Origin of the sequence: Gemmatimonas sp. (assembly GCF_044376735.1) — a bacterium.
In the GTDB taxonomy this organism is placed as follows: domain Bacteria; phylum Gemmatimonadota; class Gemmatimonadetes; order Gemmatimonadales; family Gemmatimonadaceae; genus Gemmatimonas.
The window spans coordinates 14935-34107 of record NZ_JBILKJ010000006.1; the positions used below are offsets into that span (position 1 = coordinate 14935).

The following is a 19173-nucleotide window of genomic DNA, read 5'->3' on the forward strand; positions in this document are numbered from 1 at the left end:
GGATCGGCGAGGCATGGAACCGCCGGGTACATGAGAATTCCGGCGTCGCGTTCCGATCCGCAGTAAAGTAGATCGGGCGTGCATCGCCGGCGAGGATCAGGGCCTATACTCGACCTGCTTCGATGGCATTGCCCCCCGGATCACGGAGCCCGTGCACGGCGCCGTCGATCTGGACGTGTTCCCCCTCACCCCCTGAGAGCCGTTCGCATGCGTACGAATTGGCGTGTCGTTTCGCTGTTGTGCGTCGTTGCCGGCATCGCCTATCTGGTGCGCACCGACATCGCCGTGGCGCAGGAGCGCATGGCGCCCGCGATCGGTCTCACGATGACGGAGATGGGCGCAATCACCGCGTGGGGCTTCCAACTCAGCTACGCGTTGCTGCAGGTGCCCGCTGGATTGTTCGGCGAGCGTGTCGGCGCCCGCATTGCACTCGCGCTGGCGATGCTTGGCGGCAGCCTCGCGTCACTCGTGGCCGGGCTGATGCCGGCGGCGGCGGCGACAGGCACCTTGATTGGTTCCCGCATTGTCCTCGGTGTCTCGCAAGCGGCCGTCTTCCCGGTGGCGGCGCTGGCGGTCTCACAGTTCGTCGACGCGGCATACCGGACCCGCGCGCTGGCGATGGTGATCTCTGCATCCTCACTTGGCGGTGCGGTCGCACCACTGCTGATGGCGCCCGTGATGGAGCAGTTGGGGTGGCGCGCCGTATTCGTGATCAGTGCAACGATGGGCGCCGCGACGGCGGCGGCATGCCTGTTGTTCATGCCGCGCGCAACGCCAGCCCATGTGGTGTCTCGCCAGCAGCCCGCGTCTGGTTTCTTCCACGGGGCCCGCGTGCTGCTGGGCGAGCCGAACCTGCAGCGCCTGTCGATCGCCTATCTCCTCCACTCGGCCGTCTACTTCGTGTTCGTCTTCTGGTTCTTCCGCTATCTCACGGAAGGGCGAGGCTTCACGATCCTTTCCAGTGGCGTGTGGGCCAGTCTTCCGAATGTGGCGGGATTCGTCGCGGCGCCACTCATCGGGACGTTCGTCGATAGATTTGGCGCCCGCATCGGCGGCGCTACCGCGCGCCGCCGTGTTGCCATGGCGTGCCTACTGGGCGCCGCGGCGTTCGCACTCACGGGGGCCGTCGTTCCGGGGGCGGTCCTTGCGATCGTTGCGCTGAGCCTCTCGTCAGCGTGTCTCAACGGCGCGGAGTCACCGTTCTTTACGTCGGCTACGACAATCGGCGGGCCGCACGCGGGTGCCGCCGCCGGACTCCTCAACCTGATGGGCAACGTCGGCGGCGTACTGTCGATCTGGCTTGCGCCGCAGATGTCAGCGGCGTGGGGATGGAATGCGACGTTGCTGTGCTGGGCGGCGGTCGCGTTCGTGGCGGCGATACTCTGGCTGACGGTGCGCGTCAACGATCACGCCACGACGACGCGCGATCGATGACGCGCGATCGATGACGCTACGGCCTGGATGCAATCCAGGACTCGACCTTGCTCCCCAGCACCGCCAGCGGAAGGGCGCCGGAACCAAGCACCACCGCGTGGAAATCCTTGATGTCGAAGCGCGGGCCCAAGGCACGGCGCGCCTGTTCGCGCAGCCGGATGATCTCGAGTGCCCCGATGCGATACGCCAGTGCCTGTGCCGGAAGATCGACTGAGTACCGGAGCATTTCCGTGCCAAGCTGCGTGGGGCTCTCGATGACGCGCGCCGCCATGTAGCGGAACGCCGAGTCACGTGGCCAGCCGTAGTAGTTCATGCCCGTGTCCACCACCAGTCGGCACGAGATGAACAGTTCCATCTGCAACCGCCCGTAGCGGTCGTACAGATCTTCGTACATCCCCATCTCGCCGGCGAGACCCGAGGCATAGTCGCCCCAGCCCTCGAGAAAGGCCGTCGGTATGATGGCCTGACGAAACGGGGGAAGCGCCGCGTTCTCCAGCTGGAGGCTGATCTGAAAGTGATGGCCCGGCACCAGCTCGTGGTAGATGAGCGCCGCGGCACTGATCTGCGGACGCTCCTCGAGCTTGGAGCCATTGAAAAAGTAGTGACCCATGCTGTCCGCCGGTGATGGCGGCGCATAGTAGCCGAAGGTCATCGAGGGTTCGAGGCGTGGGTCGAGTCGTGTCGCGTTGGCCGGCGCACGCGGCACGAGCGAGAACCACTGCGAGACGACGGGACGGATGCGGTCCGCAAAGCGGTTGAGTCGTTCACCCACCTCGTCCGGCGTGCGTGCGAGAAAGCGCGGGTCGTGCCGCAACTGCTCGAGGTATTCAGCGGCAGGAATGGTGACGCCCAGCTGCTGGCGAATGGCCGCCATCTCGCGTTCGATGCGCGCGACTTCGCGAAGTCCCGTCGCGTGGATCTCCTGCGGCGTGCGATCCGTAGTGGTGTGCAACTTCACGAGCCAGCGGTATGCCGCAGGACCACCCGGGTACTGGCCCATCCCCACGCGTTCCGGTGCTGCGCCGAGGTATGCGCCCTCAAGCGACGCGGCCAGGCGCTCCAGCGCTGTGTTGATGCCGGGCTCGATGGTGGCAGCGGCGATGCGCACGCGGGCGCGCTGCGCATCGTCGAGCGACTGCAGGCGCGTGTCCGCGATGACGAACGGACTCTCGGCGCGTGGCTTGATATACGCGCGCACGAGTGCAGTTACCGCCGGTATCTCGGGCTTCGGGATACGGATGCCCCGCGATGCGCGGGCGGTCAGGCGCGCCCTGATCCCGTCCACCCACGTGGGGAGTGTGCCAATGAGACGCTCGTAACGCGCGACGTCCGCATCGGTGCGCAGCGGAAGCGCGGCAAACGCGCGGACGACGTGTGGCAGGGGGGACGCGTAGGGGGTCACGTCGGTGAAGCGCACCCACGCATGCGGTGCAGCCTCCGCGTCCATGCCCAGCTGCCAGCGAAGGATGCGCAGGGTGAGACGTTCCTCGGCGTTGAGATCGCGTTCGCGGACGGTGGCGAGCGCGCGCAGCCGTTGCCGAGCCTTGGTGCTGGCGCGGGTACTGGCCTCGAACGACAGGTCCGGTAACTGCTCGAGTGGCATGCCCGCAATGTTGCGTTCACTGACGTCACGATCGAGCTGCTCGCGTCGCAGCTCGGCGCCCATGCGGGCGACCGCGCGCTGTGCCGCGCTGGAGTCGGCAGCGAACAGCGTGCCGGCGAGCGCCAGGACGTGAAGCACTACCGTTGCTCCTTCGTCGGATGCAGCGTGAGCTTCTGCACGCGCCAGTTGAGGATCTCGCCAATCCAGAGTTCGTTCTCCGACGGACAGGCGATCTGGTGAATCCACCCGAACTCACCCACCCGCTTGCCGGCGTCGCCCAGTACGCCGAGCACCTTACCGTCGAGGGTGAGTTTGTAGATGCGGCCGGGAACGGCATCGGCGCTGTAGAGGTACTGCGTGGGCCCCTTGGTAATGCAGATGGCCCATGGCGCACCGGACACGCCGAGCGCGTTGACGCCCGGACGCGGCTGCGCGCCGAGCATCACGTTCACGTCCTTCGTGTAGGGCACATCGATGGTCATGACGCGCAACAAGGCGCCGTTGGGGTCGAACACCTGGATGCGGCGATTCGTGCGATCGCCGACGTAGATGTTGCCCTGTGCGTCGTTGGCGATCGTGTGCAGGATGTTGAACTGGCCGGGCTCCTTGCCGCGCTCACCCCACGTCTTGAGCCAGCGTCCGTCCTTGTCGATCTTGACCACGCGCGAGTTGTTGTAGCCGTCGGCCACGAAAATGTTGCCGTCGTTGTCCCACGCGACATCGGTGGGGCGATTGAAGCCACCCCAGCGCGGTGCCGGCTCCGGTGCGCCGGGCACATGCGGCGCGCGTTCTTCCACCGCTTCGTCGCGTCGGCCGAGTGCCATGAGGACTCGGCCGGTGTTGCTGAACTTCACGATCATGTTCGTGCCTTCGTCGCTCGTCCAGATGTTGCCCTGCGGGTCGACACGGACGGTGTGGGCGAACGAGAAGCCGTACAGGTCCTTGCCGATCTCGCGGATGAAGCGTCCATCGGGGCCGAACTCGAACAGTTGCGAGGCCACGCCGTCGTGCACACTGCTGCGTGCGCCGGTGCGGGTGAACACGTACACATGACGCCGCCGATCGATATCGATGCCGGTGACTTCGCCGAAGTGCATCGATGGCGGCAGGATCAGTGGCGACGCATTGGCGTCGTACTTGATCTCCGTCGTTGGCTGCGCGGCGAGCGGGGTGACGCTCGCAGTCAGGAGAAGCGAAGCGACAGCCAGTCGATGAAGCGTGGCCACAGTGCGTGTCTCCGATAGACGCAACTCCGACGAACGGCCATCGGAATCGCGAGGTGAGGATGTCGACTCAGCGGTGGGAGCATGCCTACAGTACGAGCGAACTCGCTCGGGCACCAGCACTCCCGGGTCACTCGAGCGTTGCGGGAACGCCAGTCGGCTCTCCGTGCGTTCAGCCGATGTCGTCGCACGGGGCTGCCACGCCGTTTGCTGTTCGGAGTCGCGATGGCATGAGCGGTATCCCTTGACCAGCTCGATCGCGCCGGTGAGGCTTCTCGTATGTCTGCCCAGAACGACCTTGGTCTTCCCGGCGCGCTCCCGGAGCGTGACCGCCTCGCACTCCGTCGCTGGATGCTGCTCTCCATCGTGGCCGTGTTCTTCGCGGTGGCGGTGGGCGGCATCACCCGGCTCACCGAGAGCGGGCTCTCCATCACCGAGTGGAAGCCGGTGTCCGGCGCCTTGCCGCCGTCGGGTGACGCGGCGTGGGCGGCGGAGCTCACCAAGTTCCAGCAGATCCCTCAGGCCAGCTCCACGCACGCCGGCATAACGCTGGCGCAGTTCAAGTGGATCTACTGGTGGGAGTGGTTTCACCGGAACGTGGCACGCACCGTGGGATTGGTGTTCGCCATCCCATGGCTCCTGTTCATGGTCCAGGGGCGCATTCCGCGCCAACTGCGCCTGCGGCTCACCGCCCTGCCCCTGCTCACGCTCGGCCAAGGTGCGTTGGGCTGGTACATGGTCAAAAGCGGCCTCGTGGAGCGCATCAGCGTGAGCGCCTACCGGCTCACGGCCCATCTGGGGCTGGCCCTTGGCATTCTGGCCGTGAGCGTGTGGACGTACAGCGAGCTGCGCGCGCGCACGGCGGCGGAGCGGAGTGAACCCGTGGCCACGCCGCGCGCCTGGCAGCGCGCGTTGCTGAGTGCCGCGGTGTTGCTGGGGATCACGGTGCTGTCGGGCGGCTTTGTGGCTGGCCTGCGCGGCGGCCGCATCTTCAACGAGTTCCCGCTCATGGGCGGACAGGTGGTGCCACCCGGCTACGGCACGCTCACGCCATGGTGGAGCAACGCCTTCGAGAACCCGGCGGCGGCGCAGTTTCACCACCGGGTGTTGGCGCTCACGGTCACGGCGTTCGTCCTCACCCTCGCGTGGCGCGCGCGCGGCGCCGCGCTGCCCCGAGAGGTTCGTCGGGCGGTGTTCGCCTTTGGTGCGGTGATCACCACGCAGCTGGTGCTCGGGATCACCACCCTGCTGCTGGCCGTGCCCGTGCCGCTCGGGGTGCTGCACCAATTCACCGGCGTGCTGGCGCTCACCGCCGCGCTGGTGGCGACTCAGCGGGCCATGGCGTCTGGGGCGACCGTGGAAGTTCCGCGCGAGGTGGTGGCCGCACGCCCCGCACGCGCGGCGGCGCCGGTCGAGACGGCAACGGCCGTCTAGCGACGGAGCGTTGCCCATGCCCCTGCTCCGCCTTCGCTCCCTCCTGGGACTCCTGCTGCTGATCGCGCTCTGCTGGGCGCTGAGCCGAAATCGCCGCGCCGTCACGTGGCGGGTGGTGGCGTGGGGCGTGGGGCTGCAAATGCTGTGCGGGGTGCTGGTGCTCCTCACGCCGGCCGGTGCGTCGTTCTTCAGCGCCGTGAACGACGCCCTGCTCGGCATCATGCGCTTTTCCGACGTAGGCGCCCGCTTCCTGTTCGGCGACCTGGTGTTCAACAACATCCCCGTGGGGACCGGCGTGGCGGGCACCAACGGACCGCTGTCGAACGTCGGCACGCAGGTGGCGCGGACGGGCGCGTACTTCGCCTTCCACGTGCTGCCCACGATCATCTTTTTCTCGTCACTCATGGCCGTGCTGTATCACCTGCGGATCATGCAGCGGGTGGTGCACAGCATCGCGTGGGTGATGCAGCGGACGATGGGTACCTCCGGGGCGGAGTCGCTGGCCACCGCCGGCGGCATTTTCGTGGGCTTGATGGAAACGCCGTTGCTGGTGCGCCCCTATCTCGAGCGCATGACGCGGTCGGAGCTGTTCGCGCTGATGGTGGCCGGGCTCGCGTCAATCAGTGGCGGGCTGCTGGTGGCGTACGTGGGGCTGCTGTCGCCGTTCTTCCCGGACATCGGCGGCCATCTGGTGTCGGCGTCCTTCATGTCGGCGCCGGCGGCGCTGGCGGTGGCGAAGCTGTTGTATCCGGAAACCGAGGCGGCCGAGACGTCGCGGGGGCTGCCGGTGGAGTCGAAGCGCAGCGCCGATGTGAACCTGATCGATGCGGCCGGCCGAGGCGCCAACGAGGGGCTCTTCATGGCCCTCCGGGTTGGCGCCATGCTGATCGCCTTTCTGGCGCTGCTGGAAATGGTGAACGCGGGCGTCGGGCTGCTGGGGCGGACGGCGGGTGTGGCCGAGCTGTCGTTACAGCGCATACTCGGGTTGCTGATGGCGCCGGTGGCGTGGCTGATCGGCGTGCCGTGGTCGGATGCCCAGTTGGTGGGGGAGCTGATCGGGGTGAAGACGATCCTCAACGAGTTCGTGGCGTTTCGTCAGCTGGCCGACCAGCTGCAGACTCCGGGCGCGATCAGTCACCGGTCGATGGTGCTGGCCAGCTATGCATTGGCGGGGTTTGCCAACTTCGGATCGATCGCAATGCAGATCGCCGGCATGAGCGAACTTGCCCCCGGCAAGCGCCCCATGCTGGCGGAGCTGGGAATGCGAGCCTTGCTGGGTGGACTGATCGCCTCGCTGATGACCGCGGCCGTGGCGGGTGTGCTGCTGTCGTGAATTTGTCTTTAATATGTCTTGAGTTTGTCGTGATATTGTCGTGAAACCGTCTTGGTTATCAGCCTATGGTGGCGGCCATGAGCCAGCGCGCGCGCTGGTGGTGAGCGGGACGCTCACGCTGGATACCACGGAGCGGGCGGGGGTGGTGCACGCCGAGGTGCCGGGGGGGTCGGCGCTGTATGCGGCGGCGGCGGGGAGCCTGCTGCTCCCTACGCGGGTGGTGGGCATCGTGGGCGACGACTTCCCGTTCGATGCGCTGGCGCCGCTGTGGGCACGCGGTAGCGATCGCACGGCGGTCGAAGTGGTGCGCGGCCGCACCTTTCGCTGGCATGCCCGCTACGCGCCCGATGGCGACACGCGCGAGACGCTGGCGCGGGTCGCCGGGGTCGCGGACGGTCGGCTGCCCACGGTGCCCTCGATGCCCACGGGAGACTACGCGCTGCTGCTGGGGAGCACCGATCCGCGGGTGCAACGGCACGTGCGTGCGGCGTGCCCCACCGCGGCCGTGGTGGGACTCGACAGCATGGCGCACTGGTGGCAAGCGCGAGGCGATGCGCTGCGCGCGCTGCTGGCGCAGGTGGACGTGCTGTTCGTGGACGAGGACGAGCTGGCGCAGGCCACCGGCGAGACCGACGCCACGGCGGCGGTGGCGCGAGTGCTGGCGCTCGGGCCGGGGGTGGTCGTGGTAAAGCGCGGGGCGCGGGGCGCGTGGATGCAGCGCCGGGACGGCGCACCGGTGGAGACGGCGGCGGCGCCCGTTCGTGAGGTGGTGGATACCACGGGGGCGGGCGACGCCTTCGCGGGCGGGTTCATGGCGGCGCTGGCGCAGCGGCCGGCCCTCTCCGACCACGAGCTGCTGCGCATGGCCGCGGCGATCGCCGCCTTCGCCGTTGAGGGTGTCGGCCCGGCCGCCCTGCTGGCCGCCGATCGCGCCGCGGTGGAGCGCCGGCTCGCCGGCTGAGCCGTCGCGACAGCTTGCTGCGCACACCCACCGATTGGACATTGTCCACGTCGACATGGACCACGTGGACATTCTCCGTCGACCCGCGCGGTCCGTCCCTCCACCCTGGCCCCCGTCGCATGCGCCCCGTTGGCCCTCGTGCTGTGCGTACCCGTAGGTGGCCCCTGTGGGTGGTGGCGCTCATCGGGATGGGGCTACCGGTGGCCCGCGCCGGTGCCGAGTGCCTGCGTCGCGAACCGGGATGGCTCTGGAACTACGAGGGGACCCTGGGGACGGCCGGGCGCGCCCGGATGACGCTGGTGATCGACGGCGAGCGAGTGAGCGGGGTCTATGCGCTCGCGGGCTCGGCGACCGACGTGATCCTCACCGGCCGGCTCACGGCGGGACGCATGCTGGTCCTCGAGGGACGTGACGCCACTGGGCGACGCACCGTGCGCCTGACGGGCACGTTTCCCACGCGCGATCCCAGTGGCCGCCTGGGGGAGAGCCCACTCACCTGCGACGTGATTGCCGGCACGTGGGAGTCGCTCGGCACGCCCACACGCGTGGCGGTGCTGTTTGCTTTGCAGGACGGCACTGCGGGCTCGCTCACGCATCGCTATGCCGCCCTTGGAGTGACGGATGACGCGATCATCAACCACACGGCGCTGCGCTGCTGGGTGGCGCTGCGCGACGGCGACCGTCGGACCATGGCCGATCTCGTGGCGTATCCGCTCACCGTGGTGGTGGGCGGACGCCGCATACGCCTGCGCACCCGCGCACAGTTCCTCGCCCGCTACGAGGCCATCGTCACGCCACGCCTGCGCGCCGCGGTGCTGGCCTCGGTCCCGCGACACCTGTTCGTCCGCGACCAAGGGGCGATGCTCGGCGCGGGCGACATCTGGATCGGCGCCACGGGGCGCCTGGTGGCGATCAACCCCTGACGCCCGAGCCCTCGCACGCCGGCGGCGTTACGCGAGTGGCGGTCGCACCCGTGTCGCATGACGCGCAGTACTCACACCATGGCGAGAGAGAATACCAGAATGCCGCGCGCATTCCGGAACGCGCCCATGAGGGCGAGCGGATAGTGCTGAACATCGCGCGCGTTACCGCTCGTTCATCCAACGATCTTCGAGCACCTGCACCGACTTGGTGTATTCCTTGCCCCCCACGCTGAGCTTCACGATGTAGCTCCCCGGTGTCGCGCCATTCCCCGCGCCGCCCCGTCCGCCACCACCGCCACCAACTGCACTCGGTGCACAACTTTTGTCCAGCGCCGCAGCACCAGGCTGCGCCGCGGCAACCGGTGCACCCGGTGCCGTCGGCGCGGCGGCCAGCATCGGGGCCACCAGCGTCCACTGCACGCGGTTCATTCCGGCCACTGCCTTCACGGTCGTCTCGCACAGCGCGCGACCGGTGGGATCGGCGATGGAAATCTTGGCGTCCCCAGCGGTCTTGAGGTGGAAGTGGATCGCGGTGCCGCGCGCCGGATTCTCGCCCTCGAACTGCTTCTCACCGCCGGTGTAGATGTCGAGGCGCACATCGTTCGCATACGCGACCGCAGCGCGCACATCGAACAGCGTCGCGTCGGCCGCCGCCACCGAGGGCGTCCACTGCTGCAACGGCGTGATGTCGTCGGCAATCCAGATGCTGCGGCCGTGCGAGGCGACGATGAGATCGCCGTCGCGCGGATGCACGAGAATGTCATCCGTGCGCACGGTGGGATACCCGGTCATGAACGACTCCCACGTGGTGCCACCGTTCAGCGACATGTACAACCCGAACTCGGTGCCGGCGTACAACAGTTGCGCGTTCTTGGGATCCTCGCGGATCACCTGTACGTTGCCGCGCCGAGGCAGCGTGCCGCTGACACTCGACCAGCTGCGGCCGTAGTCGCGCGTGACAAACACGTACGGCGTGAGATCATCGCTCCGATGGCCGTCGATGGCGACATAGGCGGTAGCGGCATCGTAGTGCGACGCCTCAATGCGTGAAATCCAGTAGGGATTCGCGCCATCCAGCGCGCCACTCGGCAGGCCGGTGATGTTCTTACCCACTTCGGTGAACGTTACGCCGTGATCGCGGCTCAGCTGCAGGTTGCCGTCATCCGTGCCCGCCCACACCACACCCGCCAGTGCCGGCGATTCGCTGACGCTGATGATCGTGCTGTAGTTGGCCATGCCGTCGTTCTTGCCCAGCTGCGGCGCGGTGCCCGCGGCACCCATCACCGTGATCGTACAGCGATCCACCTGCTTGGTCAGGTCGGCGCTGGCCACCCAGAGGTCACCCTGATTGGTGGAGCGGAACAGGCGATTGCCACCCAGCCACACCACGCTCGGGTCGTGCGGCGACAGCATGTACGGCGTGTTCCAGTTAAAGCGATACGTGTCGCCCGGCTGCGCATTGATCACGTTGGCCGCGCCAGCGCCACGTCCGCCAACGCCTCCGCCGGGTCCACGCGCGCCCGCGGCCCCCGGCGCGGGCGCGGCAACGATGCGACCGTCCACACACGTGCCCGGCGCCGGTGTGGTGGCACCGACACGCGCGGGCGGCCCCACGGGGCGGATGCTCTTCACCACGCCCGTGCTCAAGTCGGTGCGCTGCGTGTTGCCGTCCTGCGACTCACTGAATACGACGAACTTGTTGGTGGGATCGACGGCGGTCTGGAATCCGTCACCACCGCCGAAGCGGAACCAGTTGTGATCGCGGATCCCGTTGCGGCTGCGCATCGCACTCGCGCCGCCCCAGCTGTCGTTGTCCTGCAAGCCAAAGTAGATGTTGTACGGCCGCGCCATGTCGGCGCTGACCCAATACGCGAGGGCGACGGCCACGGTGTGTACGTACTCCCACGTCACGCCCTGATCCCAGGACACGCCGAATCCGGCGTCGGCGCCACGCAGGATGTGATCGCTGTTGGCGGGATTGATCCAGAACGCGTGCTGGTCCACCATCTCGTTGCCGGCGCCCAGCCCCGAATCGATGGGCGCGAACGTCTTGCCGCCATCCACCGACTTGGCGGCACGCACGTTGGCGAGATACACCGTCTGGTCATTCGTGGGATCGACGCGGACCTGGCTGAAATACATCGGGCGCCCGTTGCAGTGGCTGACGAGCGTCCACGTCCTGCCCTTGTTCTCCGAGCGATAGAGCCCCGGGCGATAGCGGCTGAGTGCGGGCACCTTCTTGAGGCTGTCGGGCGTGTTCGCGCTGAATCCCTTCGTCGACTCGGCGTTGCTGCACCAGTCGTACCCGCCGCGTCCACCACCGCCGCCCGCACCGGCGCCGCCAGTGATGACCGCCGCGGAATCGGCACCGTCGGTCTCGATCTGCGCGTACACCACGTTGGGATTGCTGCGCGCCACGTCAATGCCGATGCGGCCCAGCGTACCCGGAGGCAGTCCGCCGCCCGTGAGCTTGGTCCAGCTCTTGCCGCCGTTCTCCGTCTTCCACAGCGCGCTGCCGGGGCCGCCGCCGTTGAAGCAACAGCCAGTGCGTCGACGCTGATAGCTGGCCGCGTACAACACACTCGGGTTCTGTGGGTCCATCACGAGATCGGTGAAACCCGTGTTCTCGTCGATGAACTTGATCTTGTTCCACGTCGTGCCACCATCCGTGCTCTTGAACACCCCACGCTCGGCATTCGGCCCGAACAAATGTCCCGGCGACGCGACATAGACCGTGTTGCTGTTGCGCGGATCGAGCACGATGCGCGCGATGGTCTGCGTTTCCTTGAGGCCGATGTTGGTGAACGTCTTGCCGCCGTCGGTGCTCTTGTACATCCCGTCGCCGAATGACGACGTCTGCCGATTGTTCGGCTCGCCCGTTCCCACGTACACGATGTTCGGATCGCGTTGATCCACCGCAATGTCGCCGATGCTCGCGCTGCTGTAGCGCTCGAAGATAGGTGTGAACGTCGTGCCCGCGTTCACGGACTTGAACACGCCGCCCATGGCGTAGCCGACGTAGATGATGCGCGGGTCCTTCTCGAACACCGCGATGTCATCAATGCGGCCGCCCATGCTGGCCGGACCCACGGAGCGGAACCGGAACGGCGCGAGCACCGGGTTCGCGCTGCGGTTGACCAGCGCCGTGGTGTCGCGCCGACGGATGTTGGATTGGGCACCCAGCCCGACGAGGGGCGCGGCGAGCAGCAGCATAAGCGCTGCGCGGAAAGCGGAAGGACGCACGATGAGGCTCCAAAAGAGGATGGAACTAATGTGCGCCACCCCCGGTCATTCGGGGAGTGCGGGCGCTACCGCGCGCGGGTCGCACTCCGGGCTATCGGTACAGCAACGCGGGCAGTACCCGCGCTGCCCAGTCGTCGAGGCGCGTCCACTCGCGCACCTGCGCGAGGTCGATGCGCTCCGCATCGCGATCGAACCACCGCTGGAGATCGGCGCGACCGACCAGCCGCGCCAGATGCGCGTGCCCGGTCGGATTCGCCGCCGTGGGATAGGGCACCCACGCGAACGCCTCGCGATGCACCGTCATCACCGACGCCAGCAGCAGTAGCCCAAGCGCGACCGGCCCGATGCCCAGCGCGTCGGCTGGCGCCACGCGGACGCCATCACACGGTTCAGCGTCATACGGCGCCAGCGTCGGCGTGAACGTGACCGGCGTACACGTGACGGCCCCGTGCGTCCGGCGTGCGACGTCGTGCGCCACGGCCGGCGCATGCAGCCACGGAGCACCCACCACCTGAAAGGGCGTCGCCGTGCCACGTCCCACGCTCACATTGGTGGCCTCGAACAGGCACGTCCCGGGATAGCACGCCGCGCTCGCGTACGACGGCATGGATGGCGAGGTGGGTACCCACGCACATCCGGTGTCCGGCCACTGCATGGCGCGCGTCCAACCATCACACGCCATCACCTGCAACATCGCGTCGGGAAACCGCTCGCGTTGCCAGAGGCGCGCGAGCTCCCCCAGCGTCAGCGCGTGGCGCACCGGGATGGCATCCTCTCCCACGAACGAGCGGCAATCCGCACGCAGCACCGGCCCTTCCGCCTGCGACAGCACGCCACCCAGCGGATTGGGGCGATCCAACACCATCAGCGGCACGCCCGCCTCGGCGCACGCCGCCATGACGTGATACAGCGTCCACGTGTAGGTGTAGAAGCGAGCGCCCACATCGGGGATATCGAACAGCACCCCATCCAGATCGCGGAGCGAGTCGGTGGTTGGTCGCATACGCTCGCCGTACAGCGAGATCACGGGCAAGCCGGTCAGCGCATCGACATCGTCGTCCACCGGTGCGCCATCGGCCGCCAACAGCTGCAATCCGTGCTCCGGGCCGAACAACCGCACCAGCGGCACGCCCGCTGCCCGCAGGGCCTCGCGTGATCGGCGCGCCGGGTCGGTGGCGAGACGCGCGGCATCGTTGGTGACGAGACCAACGCGCCGCCTCGCGGTCGGCAGCGCGTCCGGCCGTGTACGCCACAGCGCATGCAGTCGCGTCGGGTCCGCGCAGAGCCGATCGACGCCGAAGCGCAGACTCAGGGCATCCGTCCGTACTTGCGCATCGCTGCCAGCATGCGATCCAGCGGCATGGCGTAGATGCGCAAGTCATTGGCCCCGGTGGTGGTCTCCGCCGCCAGCAGCGCATTGGTGATGGCCGCCTCCGTGGCCTGTGCGGTCGCCTGAAACAGCGGCGAGAGGCGATCGTTGTTCACCATCCGCACCGAGGACACACTGTCGGACGACCAGCTGTTAGTGTTGGCGGTGGAGAAGGCCACGAAAATGTCGCCGGAGCCATTGCCGCCAAAGCCACCCTGCCGCCCGATCCCCAACGACACGCGGGTCGCCACGCGCTTGAGTTGATGCGGCAGCAACGGCGCATCGGTGGCGACCACGACAATGATCGACCCTTGCTCGGGCGCGTCCGCCGCGTCGCCATCGCGATCACGCGTGCTCTCACTCGGCACATCGCACCGCCGCACCGTCGCGTTGGCCGCGAGCGGCGCGGTGTTGGCAATGCACGGTTGCAGATCGGGGATCTCCTCGCCCACCGGCACGCCGGCAATCCGCAAATCGCGACGCGAACCGAAGTTGCACTGCACGAGCACCCCCACGGTGTAGCCACCCTGGGCCGCCGGCAGTTTGCGCGACGCGGTACCGATGCCGCCCTTGAAGCCGAGGCAGCGCATCCCGGTGCCGCCGCCCACCACGCCTTCGGCGGGGAGGCCGCCCGCGGCCGAGTTGAGGGCGGCGAGCGCGTGCGACTCCTTCACGTGGAAGCCGTTGATGTCGTTGAGGCCGCCGTCGAACGTCTCCGCCACCACCGGCAACCACCACGGTTGCAGTACATTCTTTTGCGAGACTTCCCACTTGATGATCGCGTCGCGCACCACGCCCACGCTGTGCGTGTTGGTGATGCCGATGGGCCCTTCGAGGAAGCCGCTCTCCTGCACCCAGGTGGTGCCCGTCATCTCGCCATTGCCGTTCAGCGCAAACCACGACGCGAACACCGGGTCGTGATTGGCCTTGCCGCGCGGGTGCACGATGGTCACGCCGGTGCGTACCGGCCCCTGTCCCACCACGAGCGCGCCACTGCCGGAGATGATGGTGCTGTGTCCGACTTCTACGCCCGCCACGTCCGTGATGGCATCGAGCGCGCCGGGCGTGCCGCCGATGGGCAGCTTGAGGTCGTTCTCGCGCGGCTTCCGCTGCGCACTCAGCGCGGCGGCATCGAACGTGGACGCGATGACCGCCAGCAGCGCGAGGGTGAAAGACACGGACCGCATGCGAACTCCGGCGAAGCGTGATGAGCGCGGCGTCGACCAAACCCACGGCGCGAAGGGCAGATGTCGCCGAAAGGGTACGTCGGCTTCCGCCTCTTCGTCAAATGTGGGCGTGTTGCGAGCCCGGCAGACACCGCGCGCGCAGCGAGCCCGCGCGCCATCGCACCGATGGTCCGGCAACAGCCTGCGGCGCTGGCGAGATCGGCGATCGCGTCGTAAGCTCGACGGACCGTCGAATCCACCCCGATTGAAGTTCCTATTCCGGCGCGATGGGGCGATCACGCGTACGGTCGAGGCAACGCGCTCCCCCATTCTCATGACACCTCCCGTCCGCTCCCCGTTGGGCTCCCGCAGCGCGACCATCGGCGCCAACTGCGGCGCGATCTTGGCCGCGACCCGTGTCGCCGCCCTGCTGCTGACGCTCGCCCCCGCGAGCATCGTCGCGCAGCCCCCGAGACAACCCGCCTCGTTCGTCATTACCGGCGCGCGCATCGCCGACGGCACCGGCGCCCCACTGCGCGCCGCCAGCGTGCGCGTGCAGGGAGACACCATTGCGGCCATTGGCGCCATCACGCCGCGCCCGGGTGAACCGGTCATCGATGGCACCGGCATGGTGCTCGCCCCGGGGTTCATCGACACGCACAACCACTCGTCGTCGGGTATCGAAGTCGAACCCGCCGCCGTCTCGCAGGTCTCGCAGGGCATCACCACCATGGCAGTCGGGCCCGACGGGAGCTCCCCCTGGCCGGTGGGCGAGTACCTGCAGCGGCTGCGCGCCAAGCCGCCCACGGTGAACGTGGTCACCTTTGCCGGACACGCCACCATCCGCCGCGAGATCATCGGCTACGACTACAAGCGTCAGGCCACGCCGGCCGAAGTGGCGCGCATGGCCGCGCTGGTCACGCAAGCCATGAACGAAGGCGCCTTCGGTCTCAGCTCCGGCCTCGAGTACGAAGTGGGGAGCTACTCCGCCACCGACGAAGTGATCACCATGGCGCGCGCTGCCGGCGCCAAGGGCGGCATCTACACCTCGCATATTCGCGATGAAGCCGATCTGGCCATGGACGCCATCCGCGAAGCCATCACCATTGGTGAGCAGGGCAAGGTGCCCGTGCAAATCACACACATCAAACTGGGCACGGTTGGCGTGTGGGGAAAAGCCAACGAGGCCGTCGCCATGGTGGAGGCGGCGCGCGCACGTGGCGTCGATGTCACCGCCGATGCGTATCCGTACCTCGCCTGGCAGTCGACGCCACGCGTGCTCATTCCCAACAAGCGCTACACCGACTCGGCCAGCGTGCGACGCGGGCTCGATGACATCGGCGGCGCCAGGAATGTGCAGATCACCCGCTGGGGCGCGCATCGCGAGTTCGTGGGGAAGCGGCTCGACGAAGCGGCGCGACTGCTCGGCGTGAGCGACATCGAAGCGTACATCCGCTTTCAGGGCGACGAAGAATCCGGGATGATTGGCCATGCCATGACCGAAGCCGACCTGCGCCTGTTCTACCGGCAGCCGTGGGTCATGGTGGCCAGCGACGGGGGCATTGCCAACAATCACCCGCGCGGGGCCGGCACCTTTCCGCGGGTGTTGGGTCAGCTCGTGCGCGAGCAACAGTGGATGACGCTCCCCGAGGCCATTCACAAAATGTCCGGCATGCCGGCGGCGCGGTTGGGGCTCCGCGATCGCGGCACGCTGAAGACGGGCATGAAGGCCGACCTCGTGCTCTTCGATCCGGCCACCGTGATCGATCGCGCCACCTTCGAGCAGCCGCGTGCGCTATCCACCGGCATTCACCGCGTCTGGGTGAACGGGGCGCTGGTATGGACGGGCACCGCGGTCACCGATGCGCGGCCGGGACGCGTCTTGTCGCGGCAGTAGCGACACCGGCGTCGCGCGGCGTCGCGCGGCGTTGCGATGCGCCAGCGCGGGGGCGCGGGCACGGCGTGCTCAAGACGGCGGCACCACCGACGCCGCCGGCCGCGTCCCCTGCAGAATCCACCGCTGAATACGCCGGCCGTTCCCCGCTTCGCCGGTGTACAGGCGGTTCTTGGAATCGATGGCGATCATGTGCGCGCGAATGAACTCGCCCGACTGACGGCCCGGGCGCCCGAAGCGATCGAGTATCGCCAGGTCCTTCCGGCGCAGAATCCATACCCGCTGATTCGTGCCGTCGATCAGGTACAGCAGGCTTTGTTCGGCATCCCGCGAGACCTGCAGACTGAACCCGCTACCGGAACCGCCCGTCTCCGGGCGCACGAACTTCTCCATCAGGTATTCGCCATTCTGCCGGAACACCTGAATGCGATTACCGCGCCGGTCGGACACGTAGAGCAATCCGTCCTTGGTCCCCACCAGGCCATGCACGGTGGAGTACTGCTGCGGCGGTGCCGCCGGGTTCACCGGATACCTGTAGCGCTCGGTATCATTGGGCCGCTTGCCGTAAGCGCCCCAGTGCCGCTTGTAGGCGCCGGTGGTGGCATCGAACACGATGACACGCTTGTTGAGGTAGCCGTCGGCAATGAACAGCTCATTGGTCTTCGGCTCCACGTAGAAGTTGGCCGGGCCGCCGAGGTGGGTGGAATCGTTGCTGCCCTTGTTCACGCCCGGTTCACCGATGGTCATCACGTGCTGGCCGCCCTGCGTGAACTTCATGACGTGCATGCCGTTGCTGGTGCCCATCCACACGAAGCCCTGGTGGTCGATGTAGATGCCATGCTCCTGGCTGAACCAGGTGTAGCCGGTCCCGGGGCCCCCCCACGCCTGGACGAGCTTGCCGTTGGCATCCAGCTCGATCACCGGTGGCGCCGGAACACAGCAATCAGCAATCGGCGGCTTCTGCGCGGCGCCGATCTCCTGCTCGGTGAGGCTCGACGGCATGTGAATGATCCACAGATGGTCGCGGTCATCCACGAACAGCCCGCGGATGTCGCCCCACGTCCAGTCGTTCGGCAGCGTCGGCGGCCAGGTGGGGTCGACCACGTAGATCGGCAGGCGCTCCGCCGTTGGTGAGCCACGCGCCACCGCGGCGTTGGCGCCCTGCGCGCGCGTGACACATGCCGGCACGAGGAGGCCGGCCAGCAGGCCCAAAGTGGTAGCGCGACGGATCGTGGGCAGCACCGGTGGCGGGTGGGGGGGGCTCGCGGGGAAGGCAGGAGCTCCCAACACTCACGCCGGAACGCGCCGCGCGCAATGCAACGAAGCGTGCTCGTGCAGCTCACGCCGACACCGTAGCGCCGCGATCAGCCGTGGCCGGCCGGCGGGCTCAGTCGCCGGGGCGCGGCCCGCGCTCGAGGAAGGCCTCGATGCGTTCCCACTGGCGGTGGACATCCTCTTCGCCCAGCTCGATCAACCGTCGCAGGTAATCCTGCTGGAACATGACGAGCGACAGGATGTCGGGGCTGGCGGTCTTCCGGGTACCCAGTCCGCGGGTAAGGAAGCGGAAGACCCGCGGCAGGCGCGGTTCGTAATCGCCCGCAAGGCGGCCGAGGTCGCGCGACGGGCGCAGCACCAGCATGTCCACCACCCGCAGCCCGTGACGATGCTCGGGAGGCAGTCGCTCGACGAGCCGGTTGGTGCGCTGCAGCCGCAGGACGTCCTGGTCGATGAGATCGAGAAACACCGCGTTGTACAGCACGCCCAGCACCTGCGCTGGCGGCGGATAGCCGGCGACCTGCGGCTGGGCGGCCTCGGTGCCGCTGCGATCGTAGCGGGTGGCAATGGTGATGATGCGCGAGGCGCCGAGGTGCAGCGCCGGCGACAGCGGGGACGTGAGGCGGATGCCGCCGTCGCCGAACCACTCGTTGCCCACGCGCGTGGCCGGGAAGAGCAGCGGCAGGGCCGTGGACGCGAGCACATGATCGACCAGGATCTGCGTCCGCTCGCTGCGCCGCTGTGGGCGTTCCCAGAGGGCGATGTCGCGTCCCTGCACCCACGTCACGCTCTGCGACGTCGTGTAACTGGTGCCGCACAGGGCGAGTGCGCGCAGGTGCCCGCGGTCGAGGTTGTGGGTAATGCCGGGCAGCGTCCCGTCGGGGTTGCGTTCCAGCACCCGCTCGAGAAAGTCGCGCAGCGGGGCGGTGTCCACCATGCCCTGGAACTGCTCGGGGTGCCCCTGCCCGCCGGCGACCAGCCGGAAGCCGCTGCGCATCACATTGGCGGCGAGCGACGAAGCGTCCACGCGGAACACCTGGTCGGGGGTCAGCGACAGCCAGTGCTGCACCAGCGCCTGCATGGCGTCGGCGAAGGTCCCGCGGTGGGCGGCCAGATGCGTGGCGTTCACCGCGCCGGCCGACACCCCGACCAGAATGGGGACCTGCAGGCTCGGGTAGCGGGCGGCGATGGCGTGGAGCACCCCCACCTGGTAGGCGCCGCGCGCGCCCCCTCCGCCGAGGACCATGCCGAGATCAGACGTGACGGGTGCCGAAGCAGGCATGCGAGGTGGGGTGGAAGACGGCGGAAACATAGC

At 68.0% G+C, this 19173-nt stretch carries 13 protein-coding genes; 6 read left to right on the forward strand and 7 right to left on the reverse strand.

Annotated elements, in window-relative coordinates; all coding sequences use genetic code 11:
* The first annotated feature begins 207 nt into the window (after positions 1 to 207).
* The gene (locus ACIRA7_RS01745; protein ID WP_396219068.1) at positions 208 to 1434 is read left to right on the forward strand and encodes an MFS transporter; all 1227 of its coding nucleotides are present in this window, start codon (positions 208 to 210) and stop codon (positions 1432 to 1434) included.
* A 16-nt stretch (positions 1435 to 1450) separates the two neighbouring features.
* Here the strand turns inward: ACIRA7_RS01745 and ACIRA7_RS01750 are convergent, their stop codons facing one another.
* Together ACIRA7_RS01750 and ACIRA7_RS01755 are read right to left on the reverse strand one after the other, a co-directional pair.
* Positions 1451 to 3175, reverse strand: coding sequence for a DUF885 domain-containing protein (locus ACIRA7_RS01750; RefSeq protein ID WP_396219069.1), 1725 nt, complete (start codon positions 3173 to 3175; stop codon positions 1451 to 1453).
* Positions 3175 to 4263: a peptidyl-alpha-hydroxyglycine alpha-amidating lyase family protein gene (locus ACIRA7_RS01755; protein WP_396219070.1), complete on the reverse strand. Its 1089-nt coding sequence runs from the start codon at positions 4261 to 4263 to the stop codon at positions 3175 to 3177. The genes ACIRA7_RS01750 and ACIRA7_RS01755 overlap by 1 nt, the downstream gene beginning before the upstream one ends.
* 276 nt (positions 4264 to 4539) lie before the next feature.
* Between ACIRA7_RS01755 and ACIRA7_RS01760 the strand changes: the two genes are divergently transcribed.
* The 4 genes from ACIRA7_RS01760 to ACIRA7_RS01775 all read left to right on the forward strand — a co-directional run bounded on the left by ACIRA7_RS01760 (position 4540) and on the right by ACIRA7_RS01775 (position 8911).
* Positions 4540 to 5694: a COX15/CtaA family protein gene (locus ACIRA7_RS01760; protein WP_396219071.1), complete on the forward strand. Its 1155-nt coding sequence runs from the start codon at positions 4540 to 4542 to the stop codon at positions 5692 to 5694.
* Between the two features lie 16 nt (positions 5695 to 5710).
* Positions 5711 to 7027 carry a NupC/NupG family nucleoside CNT transporter gene (locus ACIRA7_RS01765; RefSeq protein WP_396219072.1) on the forward strand — a complete coding sequence of 439 codons (1317 nt, stop codon included), beginning with the start codon at positions 5711 to 5713 and terminating at the stop codon, positions 7025 to 7027.
* A gap of 40 nt (positions 7028 to 7067) precedes the next feature.
* Positions 7068 to 7988 carry a PfkB family carbohydrate kinase gene (locus ACIRA7_RS01770; RefSeq protein WP_396219073.1) on the forward strand — a complete coding sequence of 307 codons (921 nt, stop codon included), beginning with the start codon at positions 7068 to 7070 and terminating at the stop codon, positions 7986 to 7988.
* Positions 7989 to 8131: 143 nt separating this feature from the next.
* Entirely contained in the window at positions 8132 to 8911 is a 780-nt protein-coding gene (locus ACIRA7_RS01775) for a hypothetical protein (RefSeq protein ID WP_396219074.1), read from the forward strand.
* 162 nt (positions 8912 to 9073) lie between these two features.
* Here the strand turns inward: ACIRA7_RS01775 and ACIRA7_RS01780 are convergent, their stop codons facing one another.
* The 3 genes from ACIRA7_RS01780 to ACIRA7_RS01790 all read right to left on the reverse strand — a co-directional run bounded on the left by ACIRA7_RS01780 (position 9074) and on the right by ACIRA7_RS01790 (position 14710).
* Positions 9074 to 12154: a WD40/YVTN/BNR-like repeat-containing protein gene (locus ACIRA7_RS01780; protein WP_396219075.1), complete on the reverse strand. Its 3081-nt coding sequence runs from the start codon at positions 12152 to 12154 to the stop codon at positions 9074 to 9076.
* 91 nt (positions 12155 to 12245) lie between these two features.
* The gene (locus ACIRA7_RS01785) at positions 12246 to 13466 is read right to left on the reverse strand and encodes an exo-beta-N-acetylmuramidase NamZ domain-containing protein (RefSeq protein ID WP_396219104.1); all 1221 of its coding nucleotides are present in this window, start codon (positions 13464 to 13466) and stop codon (positions 12246 to 12248) included.
* Positions 13463 to 14710: a P1 family peptidase gene (locus ACIRA7_RS01790; RefSeq protein WP_396219076.1), complete on the reverse strand. Its 1248-nt coding sequence runs from the start codon at positions 14708 to 14710 to the stop codon at positions 13463 to 13465. Before ACIRA7_RS01790 ends, ACIRA7_RS01785 begins: the two co-directional genes overlap by 4 nt.
* A gap of 313 nt (positions 14711 to 15023) precedes the next feature.
* On the opposite strand from ACIRA7_RS01790, the gene ACIRA7_RS01795 reads away from it, so the two are divergent.
* Positions 15024 to 16586 carry an amidohydrolase family protein gene (locus ACIRA7_RS01795; protein ID WP_396219077.1) on the forward strand — a complete coding sequence of 521 codons (1563 nt, stop codon included), beginning with the start codon at positions 15024 to 15026 and terminating at the stop codon, positions 16584 to 16586.
* A 69-nt stretch (positions 16587 to 16655) separates the two neighbouring features.
* On the opposite strand, the gene ACIRA7_RS01800 is transcribed toward ACIRA7_RS01795, so the two are convergent.
* A complete protein-coding gene (locus tag ACIRA7_RS01800) occupies positions 16656 to 17825 on the reverse strand; it encodes a hypothetical protein (RefSeq protein ID WP_396219078.1) in 1170 nt (389 codons plus the stop codon).
* A gap of 145 nt (positions 17826 to 17970) precedes the next feature.
* Entirely contained in the window at positions 17971 to 19140 is a 1170-nt protein-coding gene (locus ACIRA7_RS01805; RefSeq protein WP_396219079.1) for a patatin-like phospholipase family protein, read from the reverse strand.
* Between the last annotated feature and the right edge of the window lie 33 nt (positions 19141 to 19173).